General features: G+C 65.0%; 19 protein-coding genes. 5 read left to right on the top strand and 14 right to left on the bottom strand.

Annotated elements, in window-relative coordinates; all coding sequences use genetic code 11:
- Positions 1-5 precede the first annotated feature (5 nt).
- Together J2X57_RS11570 and J2X57_RS11565 are read right to left on the bottom strand one after the other, a co-directional pair.
- Positions 6-1,409: an aminotransferase class III-fold pyridoxal phosphate-dependent enzyme gene (locus tag J2X57_RS11570; protein WP_043695487.1), complete on the bottom strand. Its 1,404-nt coding sequence runs from the start codon at positions 1,407-1,409 to the stop codon at positions 6-8.
- A complete protein-coding gene (locus J2X57_RS11565) occupies positions 1,406-2,122 on the bottom strand; it encodes an MtnX-like HAD-IB family phosphatase (RefSeq protein ID WP_309867161.1) in 717 nt (238 codons plus the stop codon). Before J2X57_RS11565 ends, J2X57_RS11570 begins: the two co-directional genes overlap by 4 nt.
- Positions 2,123-2,255: 133 nt before the next feature.
- On the opposite strand from J2X57_RS11565, the gene J2X57_RS11560 reads away from it, so the two are divergent.
- Positions 2,256-3,020 (top strand): MipA/OmpV family protein, encoded by a 765-nt coding sequence (locus J2X57_RS11560; protein WP_036110915.1) that lies wholly within the window; start codon positions 2,256-2,258, stop codon positions 3,018-3,020.
- A gap of 10 nt (positions 3,021-3,030) precedes the next feature.
- Here the strand turns inward: J2X57_RS11560 and J2X57_RS11555 are convergent, their stop codons facing one another.
- The 11 genes from J2X57_RS11555 to J2X57_RS11505 all read right to left on the bottom strand — a co-directional run bounded on the left by J2X57_RS11555 (position 3,031) and on the right by J2X57_RS11505 (position 11,636).
- Positions 3,031-3,810, bottom strand: a complete 780-nt coding sequence (locus tag J2X57_RS11555; RefSeq protein WP_309867156.1) for a CPBP family intramembrane glutamic endopeptidase — start codon at positions 3,808-3,810, stop codon at positions 3,031-3,033.
- A gap of 94 nt (positions 3,811-3,904) precedes the next feature.
- Positions 3,905-4,219, bottom strand: coding sequence for a non-heme iron oxygenase ferredoxin subunit (locus J2X57_RS11550; protein ID WP_043695494.1), 315 nt, complete (start codon positions 4,217-4,219; stop codon positions 3,905-3,907).
- Entirely contained in the window at positions 4,216-4,746 is a 531-nt protein-coding gene (locus J2X57_RS11545; protein WP_309867151.1) for a GNAT family N-acetyltransferase, read from the bottom strand. The genes J2X57_RS11550 and J2X57_RS11545 overlap by 4 nt, the downstream gene beginning before the upstream one ends.
- A 32-nt stretch (positions 4,747-4,778) precedes the next feature.
- A complete protein-coding gene (locus J2X57_RS11540) occupies positions 4,779-6,026 on the bottom strand; it encodes a cysteine desulfurase (protein ID WP_043695497.1) in 1,248 nt (415 codons plus the stop codon).
- A gap of 18 nt (positions 6,027-6,044) precedes the next feature.
- Positions 6,045-7,370 carry a Fe-S cluster assembly protein SufD gene (gene sufD / locus J2X57_RS11535; RefSeq protein WP_309867148.1) on the bottom strand — a complete coding sequence of 442 codons (1,326 nt, stop codon included), beginning with the start codon at positions 7,368-7,370 and terminating at the stop codon, positions 6,045-6,047.
- Complete coding sequence (sufC, locus tag J2X57_RS11530) at positions 7,367-8,152, bottom strand: Fe-S cluster assembly ATPase SufC (RefSeq protein WP_309867520.1); 786 nt, start codon at positions 8,150-8,152, stop codon at positions 7,367-7,369. Before sufC ends, sufD begins: the two co-directional genes overlap by 4 nt.
- A gap of 20 nt (positions 8,153-8,172) precedes the next feature.
- On the bottom strand, positions 8,173-8,580 hold the full coding sequence (locus tag J2X57_RS11525) for an ACT domain-containing protein (protein ID WP_036110905.1): 408 nt from the start codon (positions 8,578-8,580) through the stop codon (positions 8,173-8,175).
- A gap of 2 nt (positions 8,581-8,582) precedes the next feature.
- Positions 8,583-10,043, bottom strand: a complete 1,461-nt coding sequence (sufB, locus tag J2X57_RS11520) for a Fe-S cluster assembly protein SufB (protein WP_309867517.1) — start codon at positions 10,041-10,043, stop codon at positions 8,583-8,585.
- Between the two features lie 14 nt (positions 10,044-10,057).
- On the bottom strand, positions 10,058-10,510 hold the full coding sequence (locus tag J2X57_RS11515; RefSeq protein WP_052191368.1) for an SUF system Fe-S cluster assembly regulator: 453 nt from the start codon (positions 10,508-10,510) through the stop codon (positions 10,058-10,060).
- Positions 10,511-10,582: 72 nt separating this feature from the next.
- Positions 10,583-10,792, bottom strand: coding sequence for a hypothetical protein (locus tag J2X57_RS11510; RefSeq protein ID WP_036110902.1), 210 nt, complete (start codon positions 10,790-10,792; stop codon positions 10,583-10,585).
- 10 nt (positions 10,793-10,802) lie between these two features.
- Positions 10,803-11,636: a VacJ family lipoprotein gene (locus tag J2X57_RS11505; protein ID WP_309867141.1), complete on the bottom strand. Its 834-nt coding sequence runs from the start codon at positions 11,634-11,636 to the stop codon at positions 10,803-10,805.
- 166 nt (positions 11,637-11,802) lie between these two features.
- On the opposite strand from J2X57_RS11505, the gene J2X57_RS11500 reads away from it, so the two are divergent.
- The 4 genes from J2X57_RS11500 to J2X57_RS11485 all read left to right on the top strand — a co-directional run bounded on the left by J2X57_RS11500 (position 11,803) and on the right by J2X57_RS11485 (position 15,686).
- Positions 11,803-12,513, top strand: coding sequence for a response regulator (locus J2X57_RS11500; RefSeq protein WP_036110900.1), 711 nt, complete (start codon positions 11,803-11,805; stop codon positions 12,511-12,513).
- A complete protein-coding gene (locus J2X57_RS11495; RefSeq protein ID WP_309867136.1) occupies positions 12,513-13,862 on the top strand; it encodes an ATP-binding protein in 1,350 nt (449 codons plus the stop codon). Before J2X57_RS11500 ends, J2X57_RS11495 begins: the two co-directional genes overlap by 1 nt.
- Positions 13,863-14,029: 167 nt before the next feature.
- Positions 14,030-14,368, top strand: a complete 339-nt coding sequence (locus J2X57_RS11490) for a P-II family nitrogen regulator (RefSeq protein ID WP_036110894.1) — start codon at positions 14,030-14,032, stop codon at positions 14,366-14,368.
- Complete coding sequence (locus J2X57_RS11485; protein WP_309867132.1) at positions 14,358-15,686, top strand: ammonium transporter; 1,329 nt, start codon at positions 14,358-14,360, stop codon at positions 15,684-15,686. Before J2X57_RS11490 ends, J2X57_RS11485 begins: the two co-directional genes overlap by 11 nt.
- 75 nt (positions 15,687-15,761) lie before the next feature.
- Here the strand turns inward: J2X57_RS11485 and J2X57_RS11480 are convergent, their stop codons facing one another.
- A complete protein-coding gene (locus J2X57_RS11480; protein WP_079522865.1) occupies positions 15,762-15,986 on the bottom strand; it encodes a hypothetical protein in 225 nt (74 codons plus the stop codon).
- Between the last annotated feature and the right edge of the window lie 119 nt (positions 15,987-16,105).

The raw sequence follows: 16,105 nt of genomic DNA, 5'->3' as shown, positions 1-16,105 counted from the left end.
GGGTATCAGCCGCGCTTGGCCAGCGTGAGGCACTGGTCGAGCAACGCGATAGCGAGGTCGATTTCTTCGTGGCTGATGTCGAGCGACGGGGCGAACGTGATTACGTTCTTGTACCAGCCACCGACATCGAGCACGAGACCGATCTTCTTGCCTTCGTGAGTGAGACCGCCGGCCAGGCCGATGTCGACCATGCGGTCGAGCAGCGCCTTGTTCGGCGTGAAACCGTCGTCCGTGCAGATCTCGGCGCGCAGTGCGAGGCCGAGGCCGTCGACGTCGCCGATCTCCTTGTGACGCTTCTGCAGGTCGCGCAGGCCGTCGAGGAAGTGCTTGCCCTTCTCGGCGACGCGGGTACCGTAGTCGAGCTCATAGCCCATCTTGATCACTTCCAGACCCAGCGCGGTACCGAGCGGGTTGGAGTTGAACGTCGAGTGCGTCGAGCCCGGCGGGAAGATCTCGGGGTTGATCAGTTCTTCGCGCGCCCAGATGCCGGACAGCGGATTGAGGCCGTTGGTCAGCGCCTTGCCGAAGACCAGCACGTCGGGGTTGACGCCGAAATGCTCGATCGACCACAGCTTGCCCGTGCGCCAGAAACCCATCTGGATTTCGTCGACGACCATCAGGATGCCGTACTTGTCGAGCACCTTCTTGAGATCGATGAAGAAGTTCTTCGGCGGGATGACGTAACCGCCGGTGCCCTGGATCGGCTCGACGTAGAACGCGGCGTATTCGGCCTCGCCCACCTTCGGATCCCACACGCCGTTGTATTCGGTTTCGAACAGGCGCTCGAACTGACGCACGCACGCATCGGAATATTCTTCCGGCGTCATGCCCTTCGGGCGACGGAACGGGTACGGGAACGGGATGAACTGCGCGCGCTCGCCGAAGTGACCGAAGCGACGACGGTACCGGTAGCTGGAGGTGATCGACGAAGCGCCGAGCGTGCGACCGTGGTAACCGCCTTCGAAGGCGAACATCAGGCTCTTGCCGCCGCGCGCGTTACGCACGAGCTTCAGCGAGTCTTCGACCGCCTGAGCGCCACCCACGTTGAAGTGGCAACGACCGTCGAGGCCGAATTTCTGCCTGGCGTCGACGGCGATGGTCTTGGCGAGCTCGATCTTGCCCTGATGGAGGTACTGGCTGGCCACCTGCGGCAGCAGGTCGATCTGCGCCTTCAGCGTGTCGTTCAGGCGCTTGTTGCCGTAGCCGAAGTTGACGGCCGAATACCACATCTGCAGATCGAGAAACGGGATGTTCTCGCTGTCGTAGATGTAGCTGCCTTCCGCGTGACGGAAGATCTTCGGCGGATCCACGTAGTGCACGGTGTCGCCGAACGAGCAGTACTTCGCTTCGTCGGCCAGCAGGGTCGCGTCGTCGATGACGAGCTGCGGGTTCTTGGAAAGGATGTTCATGCAGGCAGTTCCTGGAAGCTCGTCGCGTGAAGGGGAATGACGGTCTGTGCCGGCAGACGTCCGGCAAGCAGTTCGGGAAGCAGTTCGCGCGCCTCGTCGAAACTGGCGATAGGCGCATACGGGATACCGGCGGCGCGGCAGTGTTCGATCAGGCGGTTCTTGGCGAAGACGAAGTCGACGCGATCGGCGGCGCAGAAGTCGGATGCGCCGTCGCCGATGAGCAGGGTCTTGCCGCCACGGGTATTCGCCGCTTCGACGCGTGCGCACTTGCAGGTACCCGCACGACAACCGGACACGCTGAATGGCGAGGTGAGGCTCCAGTCGCGCGGACCGCTCTGCAGCAGATGGTTGGCGACGGTCGGCAGCGTGTCGATGCCGTGATTGGCCAGGATCGCGTGGATCGCATGGTCCAGGCCGTCGCTGACGATTTCCATCGGAACGCCGTGCTCGATGGTGGCCCTGACGAAGGACGCGAAGCCATGATCGATGTGAAGACCGTTCAGATGACGAGCGAGCTCGTCACGACTCATGTCGAGCAGCGCGACCTGGCCTGCCATACAAACAGCGGAGCCGATGACGCCGGCGCGCCAGTCGCGTTCGAGAATCTCCCAGCCCGGACGGCCGTACCGGTCCAGTAGGGAGTCGATCACGTCCTCGACGGCAATCGTTCCGTCGAAGTCGCAGAGGATGTTCCAGGAGGAAGGGCTCGACACGTGGATGGGCCGGTGATCAGGTTGCAGCGCAGGCTAATCGCACATCCTTTCGAAGCCCTTTCCCGGGCGCAAAGCATGCCGTAAGGTGTCGGCCGATATCCTGCGCACGTCCACCGCGGAACGGCATCCCCCCATGCGTCGAACCTGTCTCACCCTCCTCGTCACGTTGCTGGCGGCCGCTTCCGCGCATGCGCAGGACGACGACGGCCCGACCTACGCCTTCGGCGCAGGCGTTCAGCGCATGCCCGCCTGGATGGGCTCAAAAGACCGACGCAACCAGCCGATTCCGTACATCGACATCGATTTGCCCGGCAAGGGCGAGCTTTCGACCGCCGATGGCCTGACCATCGATCTGCTGGCCGGCGAGCACTGGCATGGCGGGATCTACGGGAACTGGCTATGGGGACGTACGCATGACGATCTCGGTCCGCTCGGCGGTAAGGTCGCCTCGCTCTCCCCGCGATTCCAGGGCGGCGGATACCTCGAATACGCGTTCGACAAACACTTCAGCGTCGGCGGGCATGTCGCGCACGACACCGATGGTGCCGGCGCTTATGTCGCGCTGTATGCCGACTACCAGCTACCGGATGTCTGGTACATCCAGCACTCGGTCGAACTGCAGGTCGAAGGCATGAACGGGCCGGCGATGCGACGATTCTTCGGTGTCACGCCCTCCGAAGCGGCCGGCATCGGCACGCGATCGTGGCGTCCCGGGGCCGGCGGGCAGTCGGCCAACCTGGAGTACGACGCCTTCATTCCTACGTCGAAACAGACGGGTTTCGCACTGGCGATATCGTATGGACGGCTATTTGGCGATGCGGCGGCGAGTCCGCTGGTGAAGTCGTACGGATCGCCTCGTCAGGTCACCGAAACACTGGCCTTCGTGTATCACTTCTGAGCCTTCAGGCTCATGCCGGATCCGCGTTGAAATCTTCCCGCTCGATCTGTGTCGGGATGGCGAACAACACACCGAACATGACCAGGTGCGCGCCTGCGGACAGGAGTGCCGACCAGCCCGGTGCCAACGTCTCGTACGGCAGGATGTCGCCCACCAGCACATAGGCGAGATTCCAGCCCCAGTGCACGCCGACCGCGAGCCAGAGCGAGCCCGTGCGGGCCACGGCCATCGCATAGGCCAGACCGAAACAGATCAGCCGCAGCCATTCGACCGGACCCTGATCGAGCGTGTACAGGTGATTGAGCGTCTGCAGCAGCGTGGATGCAAGGACGAAAACCCACGGCGCCCACGCCATACGCAGCGCACGGAACAGAAACCCGCGGGTGAGGATGTCGCCTGCCAGCGCCGGCACGAACGTCGCCACGAGCGCCCAGGGAATCGACGACAGGAACGAAACGGCGGCTACGGCAGGTGCCTGCGGTGCCCTGGCCGCATAGACGTTCAGCGCCATGCCGACACAGACAGCGAGGTACTTGGTGAGCAGCGCCAACGCCAGTCCACCGGCCAGGAGCACCGGGGCGGTACGGCGCCATTCCAGCGCATACGCGTCATATCCGCGGAACCCCAGCCAGCGGCCGAGCGGCCACGCCGCCAGCACCACGCCCACCGTGAAGGCGGCCTGGACCGGTAAGCTGCCGAGCAGGCGCGCGCCGATGCCTTCAGCGCCCTGGTACAGAACGAACAGGAGCGCGAACGCGATCGCGGCACGCCGACGTTCGTTGAGTGACATGGACCCCCCGGATGATCGGTGACGCAGGGCGGAAGCTTAGGGCCGGAAAGCGTTGCACGCCATAGTCTTTTTGGTTTGCCCTTACGCGTCTCGCTCAGCGGTCGTCGCGGGTCCAGATGGCTGCGTCGGCTTCCGTGACCGGAAAGACGGTGACCGGCTCGTACGCCGGCGGGCAGGTCACCTCGCCGGTGCGCACGTCGAAACGGGCTCCATGGCGAATGCATTCAACCTCGAAGCCGATGACGGGGCCGCCGGCGAGCTCCCCGCCGTCGTGCGTACATACGTCCTCGATGGCATAGAGCTGGCCGTCGATGTTGTATACGGCAATGGCCGTATCGCCGTCCCAGACGACCTTGTGTTCACCCGGCAAAAGCTCGGAGCGGGAGCCGACGCGTACCCAGCCGTTCATGCGCGAAGCTCCTTCACCAGGTATTCGAAACGGAGGTCGTCGCGCTGCGGGACGCCGAAGCGCTCGTCGCCATAGGGGAAGGGCCTGGTCTTGCCGGTACGCACGTAGCCACGTCGCTCGTACCAGGCGATGAGCTCGGCACGGATGTCGATCACGGTCATTTCGACCCGCTCACTGGCCCATTCGTCGCGGGCGAAACGCTCGACTTCTTCGATGACCAGACGGCCGATGCCGGTGCCCTGCGCCGGCGGGTGCACCGAGAACATGCCGAAATAGCAGACCGGGCCCTGGCGCTCGATGTAGCAGGAGGCAAGCACCTGCTCAGCGCGCTCGAACAGCACGAAGCGGCCGTTGGAACCGGTGAGCAGCGCCTCGATCTCGGTCACGTCCGTACGGCGGCCGTGAAGGAAATCGGCTTCGGTGGTCCACCCCGCGCGGCTGGCTTCGCCGCGATAGGCGGACTCGACCAGCGAGGCGATCAGGGCCGCGTCGGCGGGGGTGGCGGTGCGGAAGGTATGGGAGATCATCGCGGGATTGTAATCGCGCGCGGGGCGCGCTCCTACATCAGGAGCTTGCGGACCCTGGCGATCGCCTCGATAAACCCATCCACTTCCGCCTTCGTGTTGTAGAAAGCCAGCGACGCGCGCAACGTGGCCGGCACGCCGAAGAAGTGCATCAGCGGGTGAGCGCAGTGGTGACCTGAGCGCACGGCGACACCCTGCAGATCGAGCAACGTGGCCATGTCGTTGGCATGCGCCCCTTCGATCAGGAACGAGATGACCGGCTCCTTTTCCTTCGCATTGCCGAAGATCCGCACGCCTGGCACGGTTTCCAGTGCGTCGACGGCATAGGCCAGCAAGTCCTGCTCATAGGCCTTCAGACGGTCGAAGCCGATGTTTTCGATGTACTCGATAGCTGCCGTAACGCCCGCAAAACCCGCGATATTCGGCGTACCCGCTTCGAAGCGGTGCGGCGGATCGGCGAACACGGTGCCTTCGAAACGCACCTCGCGGATCATCTCGCCACCGCCGAAAAACGGCGGCATCGCCATCAGGTGCTCGCGCTTCGCCCACAGCGCGCCGGTGCCGGTGGGCGCCAGCATCTTGTGGCCGGTAACCGCGTAGAAATCGCAGCCCAGCGCCTGCACGTCGATCGGACGATGCGGTGCCGCCTGCGAGCCGTCGACCAGCAGCGGGATGCCGCGCTTACGACATTCACGGGCGATCTCGCGGATCGGATTGACCGTGCCCAGCACGTTGGACACATGGGTGACGCAGGCCAGCTTCACCTCGGGGGTGAGCAGGTCGAAAAACTTCTCGAGGATGAGCTCGCCGCTGGCATCGATCGGCGCGGCCTTCACCGTCGCCCCGGTGCGCTCGGCGACCAGCTGCCACGGCACGATGTTGGCGTGATGCTCCATCACCGTGGTGACGATGGCGTCGCCCGGCTTCATGCGCGGCATGGCGTAGCTGTACGCCACCAGGTTGATCGCCTGCGTGGTGCCCGAGGTCAGGATGACTTCGTCGCGCGACGGCGCATTGATGAAACGTGCGAGTGCGTCGCGTGCCGCCTCGTAAGACGCTGTGGCTTCCTCGCCCAGGGCGTGCACGGAGCGCGACACATTGGCGTTGTGCTCGCGATAGTGACGATCGACCGCCTCGATCACCGACACCGGCTTCTGCCCGGTGTTGGCGTTGTCGAAATAGATCAGCGGCTTGCCGTGGACGGTGCGCGACAGCAGCGGGAAGTCGGCGCGGATGCGCTCGACGTCGAGCGGCAGAATGGCTGACTCGGGCTTGGCGTTCATGGCTGGCTCCGTACTTCGTTAGCCGGCGGACGGACCGGTCGGCAGATGCGCCACCAGCAGGTCGCCGAGGTGTTCGCGCAGGGCCTCGTTCGGCAGCGATTCCAGTGCCGCGCGGCAGAAAGCCAGCGTCAGCAGGCTGCGCGCCTGGGCGAGCGGGATACCGCGCGAACGGAGATAGAAAAGCGAGCGCTCGTCGAGCTGACCGATGGTCGCGCCATGCGCGGCCTTGACCTCGTCGGCGTAGATCTCGAGCTCCGGCTTGGTGTCGATCTCGGCCGAGCCCGAGAGCAGGAGGTTCTTGTTGCTGAGCGAGGCATCGCTGCCGTCTGCGCCTTCGGCGACGACGATGGCACCGCGGAATACGCCGCGCGATCGACCGTTGGCGATACCGCGCCACAGGGCGTCCGACGCCGTATCGCGTGCGTTATGACGGACTTCCAGCTGAGTATCGATATGCTGGCGACCGTCGAGTGCGAACACACCGCGCGAATCGAAGCGTGCGTGGTCGCCCGCCAGTTCGGCCGTGAGTTCATGACGCACCAGAGCACCACCCACTTCCAGCGCATGGACGGTTGCGCTCGCGTTCGCTTCAAGACGGACGTGACCGCGACGTACGAGCGTGGTCGCCGTCGACGCCGCCTGCAGCAGCACCACGCCGAGCCGGGCACTCTCACGAACGACGTAGTCGGCGACGACGGTGCCCAGCTGATTCGCTTCACCCGCCGAGACGAACTGCTCGACGATGTCGGCCCGGGAACCCTGCCCTGCCTCCACCAGCACGCGAACGTGCCAGGCCGTGTCGGGCTGACCGCCACTGGAGACATGGACGATATGCAGCGGTTTCGCCACGTCGATGCCGTCGGCGATCCGCAGCACCACGCCATCGGTGGCGAATGCGGCATTCAGATGCGCGAATGCATCGGCCGCACCACGGCGGTAACGGCTGGCCAGCGCGAAGCGAAGCGGTTCCGGCTGCTCCTTCAGGGCGGCCGCCAGCGGCGCGAGCGATACGCCGTCAATGCCGTCCAGAGCGGACAGGTCGGCACGGAAGACGCCGTCGACGAAGACGATGCACGCACTGTCGACACCCGGCAGCGCGAACGACGCCGCATCGATGGCGACATCGCGTGCCAGCGCCGCGTCGGCGACGGCGAACGCACGCTGCGAAAGCGCACGCAACGGAGTGTACTTCCAGGCCTCGTTGCGCCCTTCCGGCAGACCGGCTTCGGCGAACGCCTGCAGGTTTTCGCGGCGCGCGGCGTCGAGCCACGCGATGCCGCTCTCAGGCAGCGCGCTGGCGGCATCCAGCGCCGCCCGCACGAACGGGGACGGCGCCTGGGTCATGCCGGCGCTCCGGTCAGGTCGGCCTTGCGCAATTCCGGATGCGTGTCGGCGAGCCAGGCGTAGCCCTGCTCTTCCAGCTTCAGCGCGAGGTTCTTGTCGCCACTCTCGACGATGCGGCCACCGGCCAGCACGTGCACGAAGTCCGGCTCGATGTAGTCGAGCAGGCGCTGGTAGTGCGTCACGACGAGGAAGGAGCGATCCGGCGAACGCAGCGCATTGACGCCTTCGGCGACCTGCTTGAGCGCGTCGATGTCGAGACCCGAATCCGTTTCGTCGAGAATCGCCAGCTTCGGCTCGAGCACGGCCATCTGGAAGATCTCGTTGCGCTTCTTCTCGCCACCGGAGAAGCCTTCGTTGACGGCACGGTGGAGCAGTTCGTCGGAGATCTGCATCACTTTCAGCTTCTCGCGTACCAGCTTGAGGAAGCGCATCGAATCCAGCTCATCCTCACCCCGGAACTTCCGCTGCGCATTGAGCGCGGCACGCAGGAAGTAAGTGTTGTTCACACCCGGGATCTCGACGGGATACTGGAACGCCAGGAACACACCGGTCGCGGCGCGATCTTCCGGCTCGAGTGCCAGCAGGTCGACACCGTTGAACAGCACCGAGCCTGCGGTCACTTCGTAACCTTCGCGGCCGGCCAGCACGTTGCCGAGCGTGGATTTGCCCGCACCGTTCGGCCCCATGATGGCGTGCACTTCGCCGGGCTTCACCTCGAGCGAAAGGCCTTTGAGGATCTCCTTGCCTTCGACGCGGGCATGGAGGTTGTCGATCTTGAGCATGTGCATGGCGTGGCTGTCCATCAGGGCGTGAGGTGCGAGAGCGCATCGAGCGCATCGTCGCGGCGTTCCCAGGGCACGAAGATATGATCGTGCAGGAACGCGGAAACCGGGTTGCAGGGAATGCCGCGCTTTGCCAGCGCGGCGGATACGGCGGCCATCATGCCGACCGCGGTGAGGCTGGACTGCACGCGCAGCGTGATCCGGGCCCAGAGCATGCGTTCGTTGCCCGCGCTGTCCTCGTCGACATCGACGATCAGCGTGGTACCTTCGGCTTCGCGGAACATCATCAGGGCGTCGGCCATGCGCTCGCGCGCCTTCTCGTGCGAGACGTGAAGGAAGCGCTTGGGAATCGGGTCGATATCCGGATCCAGCGCGGCGAGCAGCGCGCGCAGATCGGTCAGGCCCGGAGCGGAACCGGCGATGCCCATCGTCAGCCCACCGCGCCTTCGAGAGAAACCTCGAGCAGCTTCTTGGCTTCCACGGCGAATTCCATCGGCAGTTCGCGGAAGACCTGCTTGCAGAAGCCGTCGACGATCATCGACACGGCATCTTCTTCACCGATGCCGCGCGACAGGCAGTAGAACAGCTGGTCGTCCGAAATCTTCGAGGTGGTGGCCTCGTGCTCGACGATGGCCGAGGGATTCTTCACTTCCATGTACGGAAAAGTGTGCGCGCCGCACTGCTTGCCGATCAGCAGGGAATCGCACTGCGTGTAATTGCGCGCGCCATCGGCGCCTTTCTCGATCTTTACGAGGCCGCGGTAGCTGTTGGAACTGCGGCCCGCACTGATGCCCTTGGCGACGATCTTCGACTTGGTACCTTTGCCGATGTGAATCATCTTGGTACCGGTATCGGCCTGCTGGCGATGGTGCGTCAGCGCCACCGAGTAGAACTCGCCCACCGAACGGTCGCCGCGCAGCACGCAGCTCGGGTACTTCCAGGTGATCGCCGAGCCGGTTTCCACCTGGGTCCAGGAGATCTTGGAATCCGCGCCGCGGCAATCGCCGCGCTTGGTCACGAAGTTGTAGATACCGCCCACGCCGTTCTCGTCGCCGGGATACCAGTTCTGCACGGTGGAGTACTTGATCTGTGCGCGCTCGAGCGCGACCAGTTCGACCACCGCCGCGTGCAGCTGGTTCTCGTCGCGCATGGGCGCGGTACAGCCTTCGAGGTACGAGACATAGGCGTCGTCCTCGACCACGATCAGCGTGCGCTCGAACTGCCCGGTGTTGATCGCGTTGATACGGAAGTACGTCGACAGCTCCATGGGGCAACGCACACCCCTGGGGATGTAGACGAAGCTGCCGTCGGAGAACACGGCGGAATTGAGCGCCGCGAAATAGTTGTCAGCCGTCGGCACCACACTGCCCAGATACTGGCGCACCAGGTCGCCGTGCTCGCGGATGGCCTCGGACATCGAGCAGAAGATCACGCCGGCTTCGGCCAGCTCCTTGCGGAAGGTGGTGCCGACCGATACGGAATCGAACACCGCATCCACGGCTACGCCGGCGAGCTTCGCCCGCTCATGCAACGGGACGCCGAGCTTCTCGTAGGTCTCGAGCAACTTCGGATCCACTTCGTCGAGCGACCTGGGGCCCGCCTTGGGCGCTGAGTAGTAGCTGACCGACTGATAGTCGATCGGCGCGATGTCGAGCTTGGCCCATTCCGGCTCGGGCATGGTCAGCCAGTGCCGGTAAGCGGACAGCCGCCACTCGGTCATCCACTCCGGTTCGCCCTTGATCGCGGAGAGCTGACGGACGATGTCCTCGCTCAGGCCCGGCGGGAGGCTGTCGGATTCGATATCGGTGACGAAACCGGCTTCGTAGCGGCGGTTGAGCGCCTCCACGACTTCGGCGTTGTCGCGCACGGGGTCTGCCACGTCGCGTGTCATGTTCTCACTCTCGTTCATGCGTTCGCCTGCGCGACGGTGGTCGCGTTCTTCGCCGACGCCATGGAGCGGTCGGCCAGCATCTGGGCCAGGGTCAGGGCGCGCAGCACGCCACCGATCGCCCCGGAAACGGAGCGCCAGCTGTCGCTGACGCCGCACTGGGACTGACGTTCGCACTGGCCCTGGGCCACGCTGCACTCCGTCATCCCGATCGGCCCTTCCATCGCTTCGACGATGTCGGCCAGGCTGATCGCCTCGGCCGGCCGCGCCAGACGGTAGCCGCCGTTGACGCCGCGAAACGATTCCACCAGCCCGGCGTGTCCCAGCAGCTTGAGCAGCTTGGACACCGTGGGCAACTCCAGGCGCGCCTCCTCCGCGATCTGAGCGGTGCTCAGAACGTCGGCAGGATGGGCGGCGATGCAAGTCATCACCACCGTCGCGTAGTCGGTCAATCGGCTGACACGGAGCATGGGGGAAGGGGCACAGTCAATACCGGACCAAAATGGTACTGTTTTCCGGCCTTCGATGCAACGAGGCGTGGCTTAAAAGCCCCTCTCATGCGCCCGAATCGCCCGGATCATGGCAATCAGCCTCGACGTCTCCCCCGCCTCCACCACATCCTCCGCGGTCCGATAGCCGAGTTCGGCGATCGGATCCTCCACGAACCAGGCCCGCCGCCGGGCCCGGTCGGGCTCGACGTGACGGGCCTCAGCGAGCACCCTGGCCGTATCGCTAAGCAGTCGGACGGACATCGTCAGGCCCTCAGGGGTTGACCGGCAATCCCGTGGCGGCTCGCCCCTCGGCTGGCGAGAAAGCCTCGCGCACCGCCCCTTCACGCCCATCGGCGACCAGGGCCACGCGGCGTGCCGCCGCACTGTCCCGTAACGCCGCGTAGTAGTCCGGCGACTGCTCCAGCCGGTCGGTCAGTGGCAGCGCACGAGCCCGTCCATCCACGATGCCGCCCACTGTCCTGATCGTATCCAGCGTACGGACGGTGTCCGAGTTGTCGCCCAGGCGGTCGAACGACATCGTCAGGATGCGACCGACCGAATCGCGGACGTTGGAGGAACCGAAGATCGGCAGCTCCACCGTGTGTCCCGGACCCATGCCCCATACCCCGAAGGTCTGGCCCAGATCCGCGTCATGGTGCGGCATGCCCCAATGGTTGGCCACGTCGAAAAGACCGACCACGCCCACCGTGCTGTTCACGACGAAGCGTCCCGCCGTATTCAGCGAACGAAGCAGGTTGGCCTGAAGCAGGTCGTTGGCGAAAACCAGCGGCTCCCGCATGTTCTGGGCGAAGTTGCGCACGCCGTTGCGAACCGGGCGCGGCAGGTGCGAGTAGCCGCGGGCCACGGGGCGGATCACCGCATGGTCGACCACCTTGTTGAAGGCGAAAACCTTGCGGTTGATCGGCTCATCGTGGACGGGCTGCGCCGTGGCGTCCGCGCCGGCCTTCTTCACACCGTGCGAGCAGGCCGAGAGGGCAAGTGCCGCGGTTACGGCCATACCCGCCTTCCAGTGCGTCGAACGGCGGTCTCCGTGACGCCTTGCGGCAGGTGAAGCGGACAGGTTGGGACGACGAATAGCGGTCATGAGGCTCTCTCGGCGGGGGACTGACGCCGAGAGTGCGGCGCGTTTACGTATACCGTTTTTCCACTTCGCTTCCGGCGGGAAACAATGTTTCGGGCTGGAAACATATGACACGGCCGGGGACCGAACCGCTATAAATAGCGCCACGCAGTACGGATGCCGGCCTCACATGCAACACCTTCTCATCGTGGATGACGACGAAGAGATCCGCGCGCTTCTGCAGCGGTTCTTCCAGCGTCACGGCTTCGAGACCGACACGGCCGCCTCGGGTGCGGAGATGGACGCGCGTCTCGCAAAAGCGTCGTACGACATGGTCATCCTCGACGTCATGCTCCCCGACGAGGACGGGTTCAGCCTCTGCAAGCGACTGCGGGCCACCGGCCGCACGGCCATCATCATGGTCACAGGCGTCGTCGAGCCGACCGACCGCATTGTCGGCCTCGAACTGGGTGCGGACGATTACGTCACCAAACCGTTCGACGCGCGCGAACTGCTGGCACGCGTCCGCGCCGTCCTCCGCCGCAGCGACGCGCAAGCGGCTGTGCCGCCCACCAGCCACTCACCCATGCTCAGCTTCGCGGGCTGGCGTCTCGACATCGTGCGGCGTGAACTTCGCTCGTCGGATTTCACACTCACACCGCTGTCCGGTGGCGAGTTCGAATTGCTCGTCGTCTTCGCCCAGCACCCGCAACGCATCCTCACCCGCGAGCAGCTGATCGACATGTCGCGCGGGCCGACACACGAGGCCTTCGACCGCAGCATCGACGTGCAGGTCAGTCGTCTTCGCCGCAAGATCGAGGAAGATCCCGGCGATCCGGAAATCATCCGCACCGTGCGCAACGTCGGCTACATGTTCAACGCGCGCGTGGAGCGACTGTGATGCACGGGCGGCGCTGGTCCGCCGACACGATCGGACGCTGGTTCGCGATCAACATCGTCGTCACCGTGATCATCGCGGCCGCCATGAACGCGGCGTTCGCCGCCTTCGCCGGGGTGTGGGCCAGGCCAGGCATCGAAGAAAGCGGCGTGGTGGACGAAGCCGTGGCCGTGGCCCGCACCCTCGACGGGTCGCCTCGCGCCTGGCGCTCCAGGCTGGCCGCCGCGGCAAGCAACGACGGCTATCAGGCACGCTGGTACCCGGACGACGACGCACTGCCCGTCCCGATCGCCAATGCGACCTTCCACGCCGGCCGTGCGAAGGTACGCGCCCTCCTCGACCGGCCATCCGCACGCGTACTCGCCTACGAGCCGGGCGACCTCGACCGCCAGGGTCGCGCTGAAACCACCTACGGTCTCGCCATCGCGCTATCGGACGGCTCGTGGGTCCACTTCATGACGCCCGAGCGAAGCTGGGGTCTGCACGCATCGACGCGCAACCTGCTGACACTGGGCTTCGCGTTGATCTGCAGCTTGTTTGTCGCCGCGCTCGCCAGCCGCCGGCTCGCACGTCCGATGGAGCGTTTCGCCCGGCAGGCGCAGCGCTTCGGCACAGACGTGAACGCACCGCCCATGGAAGCCACCGGCCCCGTGGAAATCCGGCTAGCCGGACAGGCGTTCAACGAGATGCAGGCGCGTGTGCAGCGCTATGTCGAGGATCGAACGACCATGCTGGCAGCCATCTCGCACGACCTCCGCGCACCGCTGACCCGCATGCGTCTGCGCGGCGAGTTCATCGAGGATGAAGAACAGCAGCGCAAGCTGTTCCGCGATGTCGACGAGATGCAGACGATGGTGGATGCATCGCTCAATTTCTTCCGCGACGACAGTCAGCATGAGCCGTCGACGCGATTCAATCTGTCGGAGCTGGTGAATACGGTGCTCGACGACTTCCGCGACGCCGGCCACGACGTGAACTTTGAGTCGTCGGAAAGCGTGGCTTATGTCGGCCGCCCGCTCACGCTGCGTCGCGCCGTCGCCAATCTCGTCGACAACGCCGTCAAGTACGGCGGACGCGCGATCGTACGATTGTCGTCGAACAACGAATGGGTCGAGATAGCCGTCGAGGACGACGGCCCGGGCATCCCCCGGCATCTGCACGAGGAAGTCTTCAAACCCTTTTTTCGCATCGAGAGTTCACGCAACCGACAGACCGGCGGCGTCGGCCTGGGATTGCCGGCCGTACGGTCGGCGGTGCGCGGGCACGGTGGAGACATCGCACTGGAGCAGGGAACGCAGGGCGGACTGAAGGCCCGCGTCAGGCTGCCTGTGCTGGACGCTCAGATGCCATAAGGCACCCATCTGGTGCAAATCACTTCCCCCGATTGAGGCAAAGCGTTTCGACTGCGACCTCCCATGTGACTGAATGGGCTGCGGCCCAACGGGTTGGCGGTTCGATTCAAGCTGGCACGCATCCTGCTCTGCTCTCCCCCAGCCAAACCAAAGGGGAACCGCGGCACATGAAGTGGATCAACGCCATCATCAAGCCGTTTACGCTGGACGACGTCCGCGAAGCGCTCGCCGAGGTCGGCGTACAGGGCATGACCGTCACGGAGGTCAAAGGCTTCGGCCGGCAGCACGGCCACACCGAACTCTACCGCGGCGCCGAGTACGTCGTGGACTTTCTGCCCAAGCTGAAGATCGAGATCGCCGTCACCGACGAGCAGCTCGAGCGCGCCGTCGAGGCCATCAGCACCGCTGCACGCACGGGAAAGATCGGCGACGGCAAGATCTTCGTCATCGACCTCGAGCAGGCCATCCGTATCCGCACGCAGGAGGTCGACGGCGATGCGCTTTAAGCCCCCACGCGCGCTCGCCGCGAGCGCCCTCTTTCTTCCCGGCCTGGCCTTTGCGCAGGCCGCCGCCGCACCGGCGAAGCTCGACTCCGGCGATACCGCCTGGATGCTCACGGCGACGATGCTGGTGCTGCTGATGACCATCCCCGGCCTCGCCCTGTTCTACGGCGGCATGGTCCGTGCGAAGAACCTGCTCTCGGTTCTGATGCAGTGCTTCGCCATCACGGCGCTGGTCACCGTGCTCTGGGTCGTCTATGGCTACTCCGTGGCCTTCGACAACTCGGGCATGGCGGCGGGCTCCACGAACATCCACTCGTTCATCGGCGGCTTCGGCCACGCGATGCTGGCGGGGCTTAAGCCGGACAGTCTGTACCTCACGATCCCCGAGGGCGTTTTCGTGATGTTCCAGATGACATTCGCGATCATCACTCCCGCGCTCATCGTCGGCGCCATCGCCGAGCGCATGAAGTTCTCCGCGCTGCTGGTCTTCACCGCCCTGTGGTTCACGCTGGTCTATCTGCCGGTCGCGCACATGGTCTGGGGTGGCCCCGGTTCGTTCCTCGGCGACCTCGGCGTGCTCGACTTCGCCGGTGGCACGGTGGTCCACATCAACGCGGGTATCGCCGGTCTCGTCGGCTGCCTGGTGATCGGCAAGCGTCGCGGTTACCCGAACACGCCCATGCCGCCGCACAACCTCGGCTACACCCTGATCGGCGCGAGCATGCTCTGGCTGGGCTGGTTCGGCTTCAACGCCGGCTCGGCTGTCGCGGCTAACGGCAGCGCGGGCATGGCGATGCTGGTGACGCAGATCGCCACCGCCGCCGCGGCGATCGGCTGGACCGCGATCGAATGGCTGACCCATCGCCGTCCAAGCGTGCTGGGTATCGCCTCGGGTGCCGTGGCCGGCCTCGTCGCCATCACGCCCGCCGCCGGTACGTGCGGCCCGGGTGGCGCGCTGGTACTCGGTCTTGTTGCCGGCGTGGTGTGTTTCTTCTGTGCGACCAGGCTGAAGCGTAAGTTCGGCTACGACGATTCGCTGGATGTATTCGGCGTGCATGCCATCGCCGGCATCATGGGTGCGCTGCTTACCGGTCCGCTGGCGGCGCCGGTCCTGGGTGGCTTCGGCACGGTCACCGACCTGGGTGGCCAGTTCTGGATCCAGTGCAAGGGCGTCGGCTTCACCGTCGTCTACAGCGCGGTGTTGAGCTATGTCATCTTCAAGGGCATCGCCGTGACGATGGGTCTGCGCGTGGATGAAGAACAGGAACAGGTGGGCCTGGACATCGCGCTGCACGAGGAGCGTGGTTACAACCTCTCCTGAGCGGTTCTGTCCGTCCGGTGGATGAAGAAAGGCCAGGCAATCGCCTGGCCTTTCCATTTCCACATCCGTGAGCGATCAGTTCACCCAGTGGCAGCGACGCTCGGTGTGATAGTGGTGATGATGATCGTACACGCGTACCGGCTTGCAGACCTGGTGGCGATGATGCACCGGGCGATGCGGCGGAACCGGATGATGGTCATAAGCGTTGGCGGCCAGAGGCGCCATGAAGGCGGCAGCCATCACCAGAATGCCGAGGGCCCGCGAACGCTTGCGGTTGGTGCTTCCGGTGGTGAGCGTCATGTTGCGTTCCTGTTCCAGTGGGCGGGAACACAACGTCGCCGTTCCGGCTGAGCGAGTCAATACGTTCGTAAAAACTGCCATGACGGCATTCAGCAAGGTTGATGCGACGCGAAGAACCG

It is taken from the genome of Luteibacter sp. 1214, assembly GCF_031455395.1.
GTDB lineage: Bacteria > Pseudomonadota > Gammaproteobacteria > Xanthomonadales > Rhodanobacteraceae > Luteibacter > Luteibacter mycovicinus.
The sequence above is the reverse complement of the archived record's forward strand: the minus strand, read 5'-3'. Positions and strand labels throughout refer to the sequence as shown.

Coding starts and splice junctions, on each gene's coding strand:
- J2X57_RS11570 (WP_043695487.1), bottom strand. CDS start 1,409: ATGAACATCCTTTCCAAGAACCCGCAGCTCGTCATCGACGACGCGACC.
- J2X57_RS11560 (WP_036110915.1), top strand. CDS start 2,256: ATGCGTCGAACCTGTCTCACCCTCCTCGTCACGTTGCTGGCGGCCGCT.
- J2X57_RS11555 (WP_309867156.1), bottom strand. CDS start 3,810: ATGTCACTCAACGAACGTCGGCGTGCCGCGATCGCGTTCGCGCTCCTG.
- J2X57_RS11550 (WP_043695494.1), bottom strand. CDS start 4,219: ATGAACGGCTGGGTACGCGTCGGCTCCCGCTCCGAGCTTTTGCCGGGT.
- J2X57_RS11545 (WP_309867151.1), bottom strand. CDS start 4,746: ATGATCTCCCATACCTTCCGCACCGCCACCCCCGCCGACGCGGCCCTG.
- J2X57_RS11540 (WP_043695497.1), bottom strand. CDS start 6,026: ATGAACGCCAAGCCCGAGTCAGCCATTCTGCCGCTCGACGTCGAGCGC.
- sufD (WP_309867148.1), bottom strand. CDS start 7,370: ATGACCCAGGCGCCGTCCCCGTTCGTGCGGGCGGCGCTGGATGCCGCC.
- sufC (WP_309867520.1), bottom strand. CDS start 8,152: ATGCTCAAGATCGACAACCTCCATGCCCGCGTCGAAGGCAAGGAGATC.
- J2X57_RS11525 (WP_036110905.1), bottom strand. CDS start 8,580: ATGGGCATCGCCGGTTCCGCTCCGGGCCTGACCGATCTGCGCGCGCTG.
- sufB (WP_309867517.1), bottom strand. CDS start 10,043: ATGACACGCGACGTGGCAGACCCCGTGCGCGACAACGCCGAAGTCGTG.
- J2X57_RS11515 (WP_052191368.1), bottom strand. CDS start 10,510: ATGCTCCGTGTCAGCCGATTGACCGACTACGCGACGGTGGTGATGACT.
- J2X57_RS11510 (WP_036110902.1), bottom strand. CDS start 10,792: ATGTCCGTCCGACTGCTTAGCGATACGGCCAGGGTGCTCGCTGAGGCC.
- J2X57_RS11505 (WP_309867141.1), bottom strand. CDS start 11,636: ATGACCGCTATTCGTCGTCCCAACCTGTCCGCTTCACCTGCCGCAAGG.
- J2X57_RS11500 (WP_036110900.1), top strand. CDS start 11,803: ATGCAACACCTTCTCATCGTGGATGACGACGAAGAGATCCGCGCGCTT.
- J2X57_RS11495 (WP_309867136.1), top strand. CDS start 12,513: ATGCACGGGCGGCGCTGGTCCGCCGACACGATCGGACGCTGGTTCGCG.
- J2X57_RS11490 (WP_036110894.1), top strand. CDS start 14,030: ATGAAGTGGATCAACGCCATCATCAAGCCGTTTACGCTGGACGACGTC.
- J2X57_RS11485 (WP_309867132.1), top strand. CDS start 14,358: ATGCGCTTTAAGCCCCCACGCGCGCTCGCCGCGAGCGCCCTCTTTCTT.
- J2X57_RS11480 (WP_079522865.1), bottom strand. CDS start 15,986: ATGACGCTCACCACCGGAAGCACCAACCGCAAGCGTTCGCGGGCCCTC.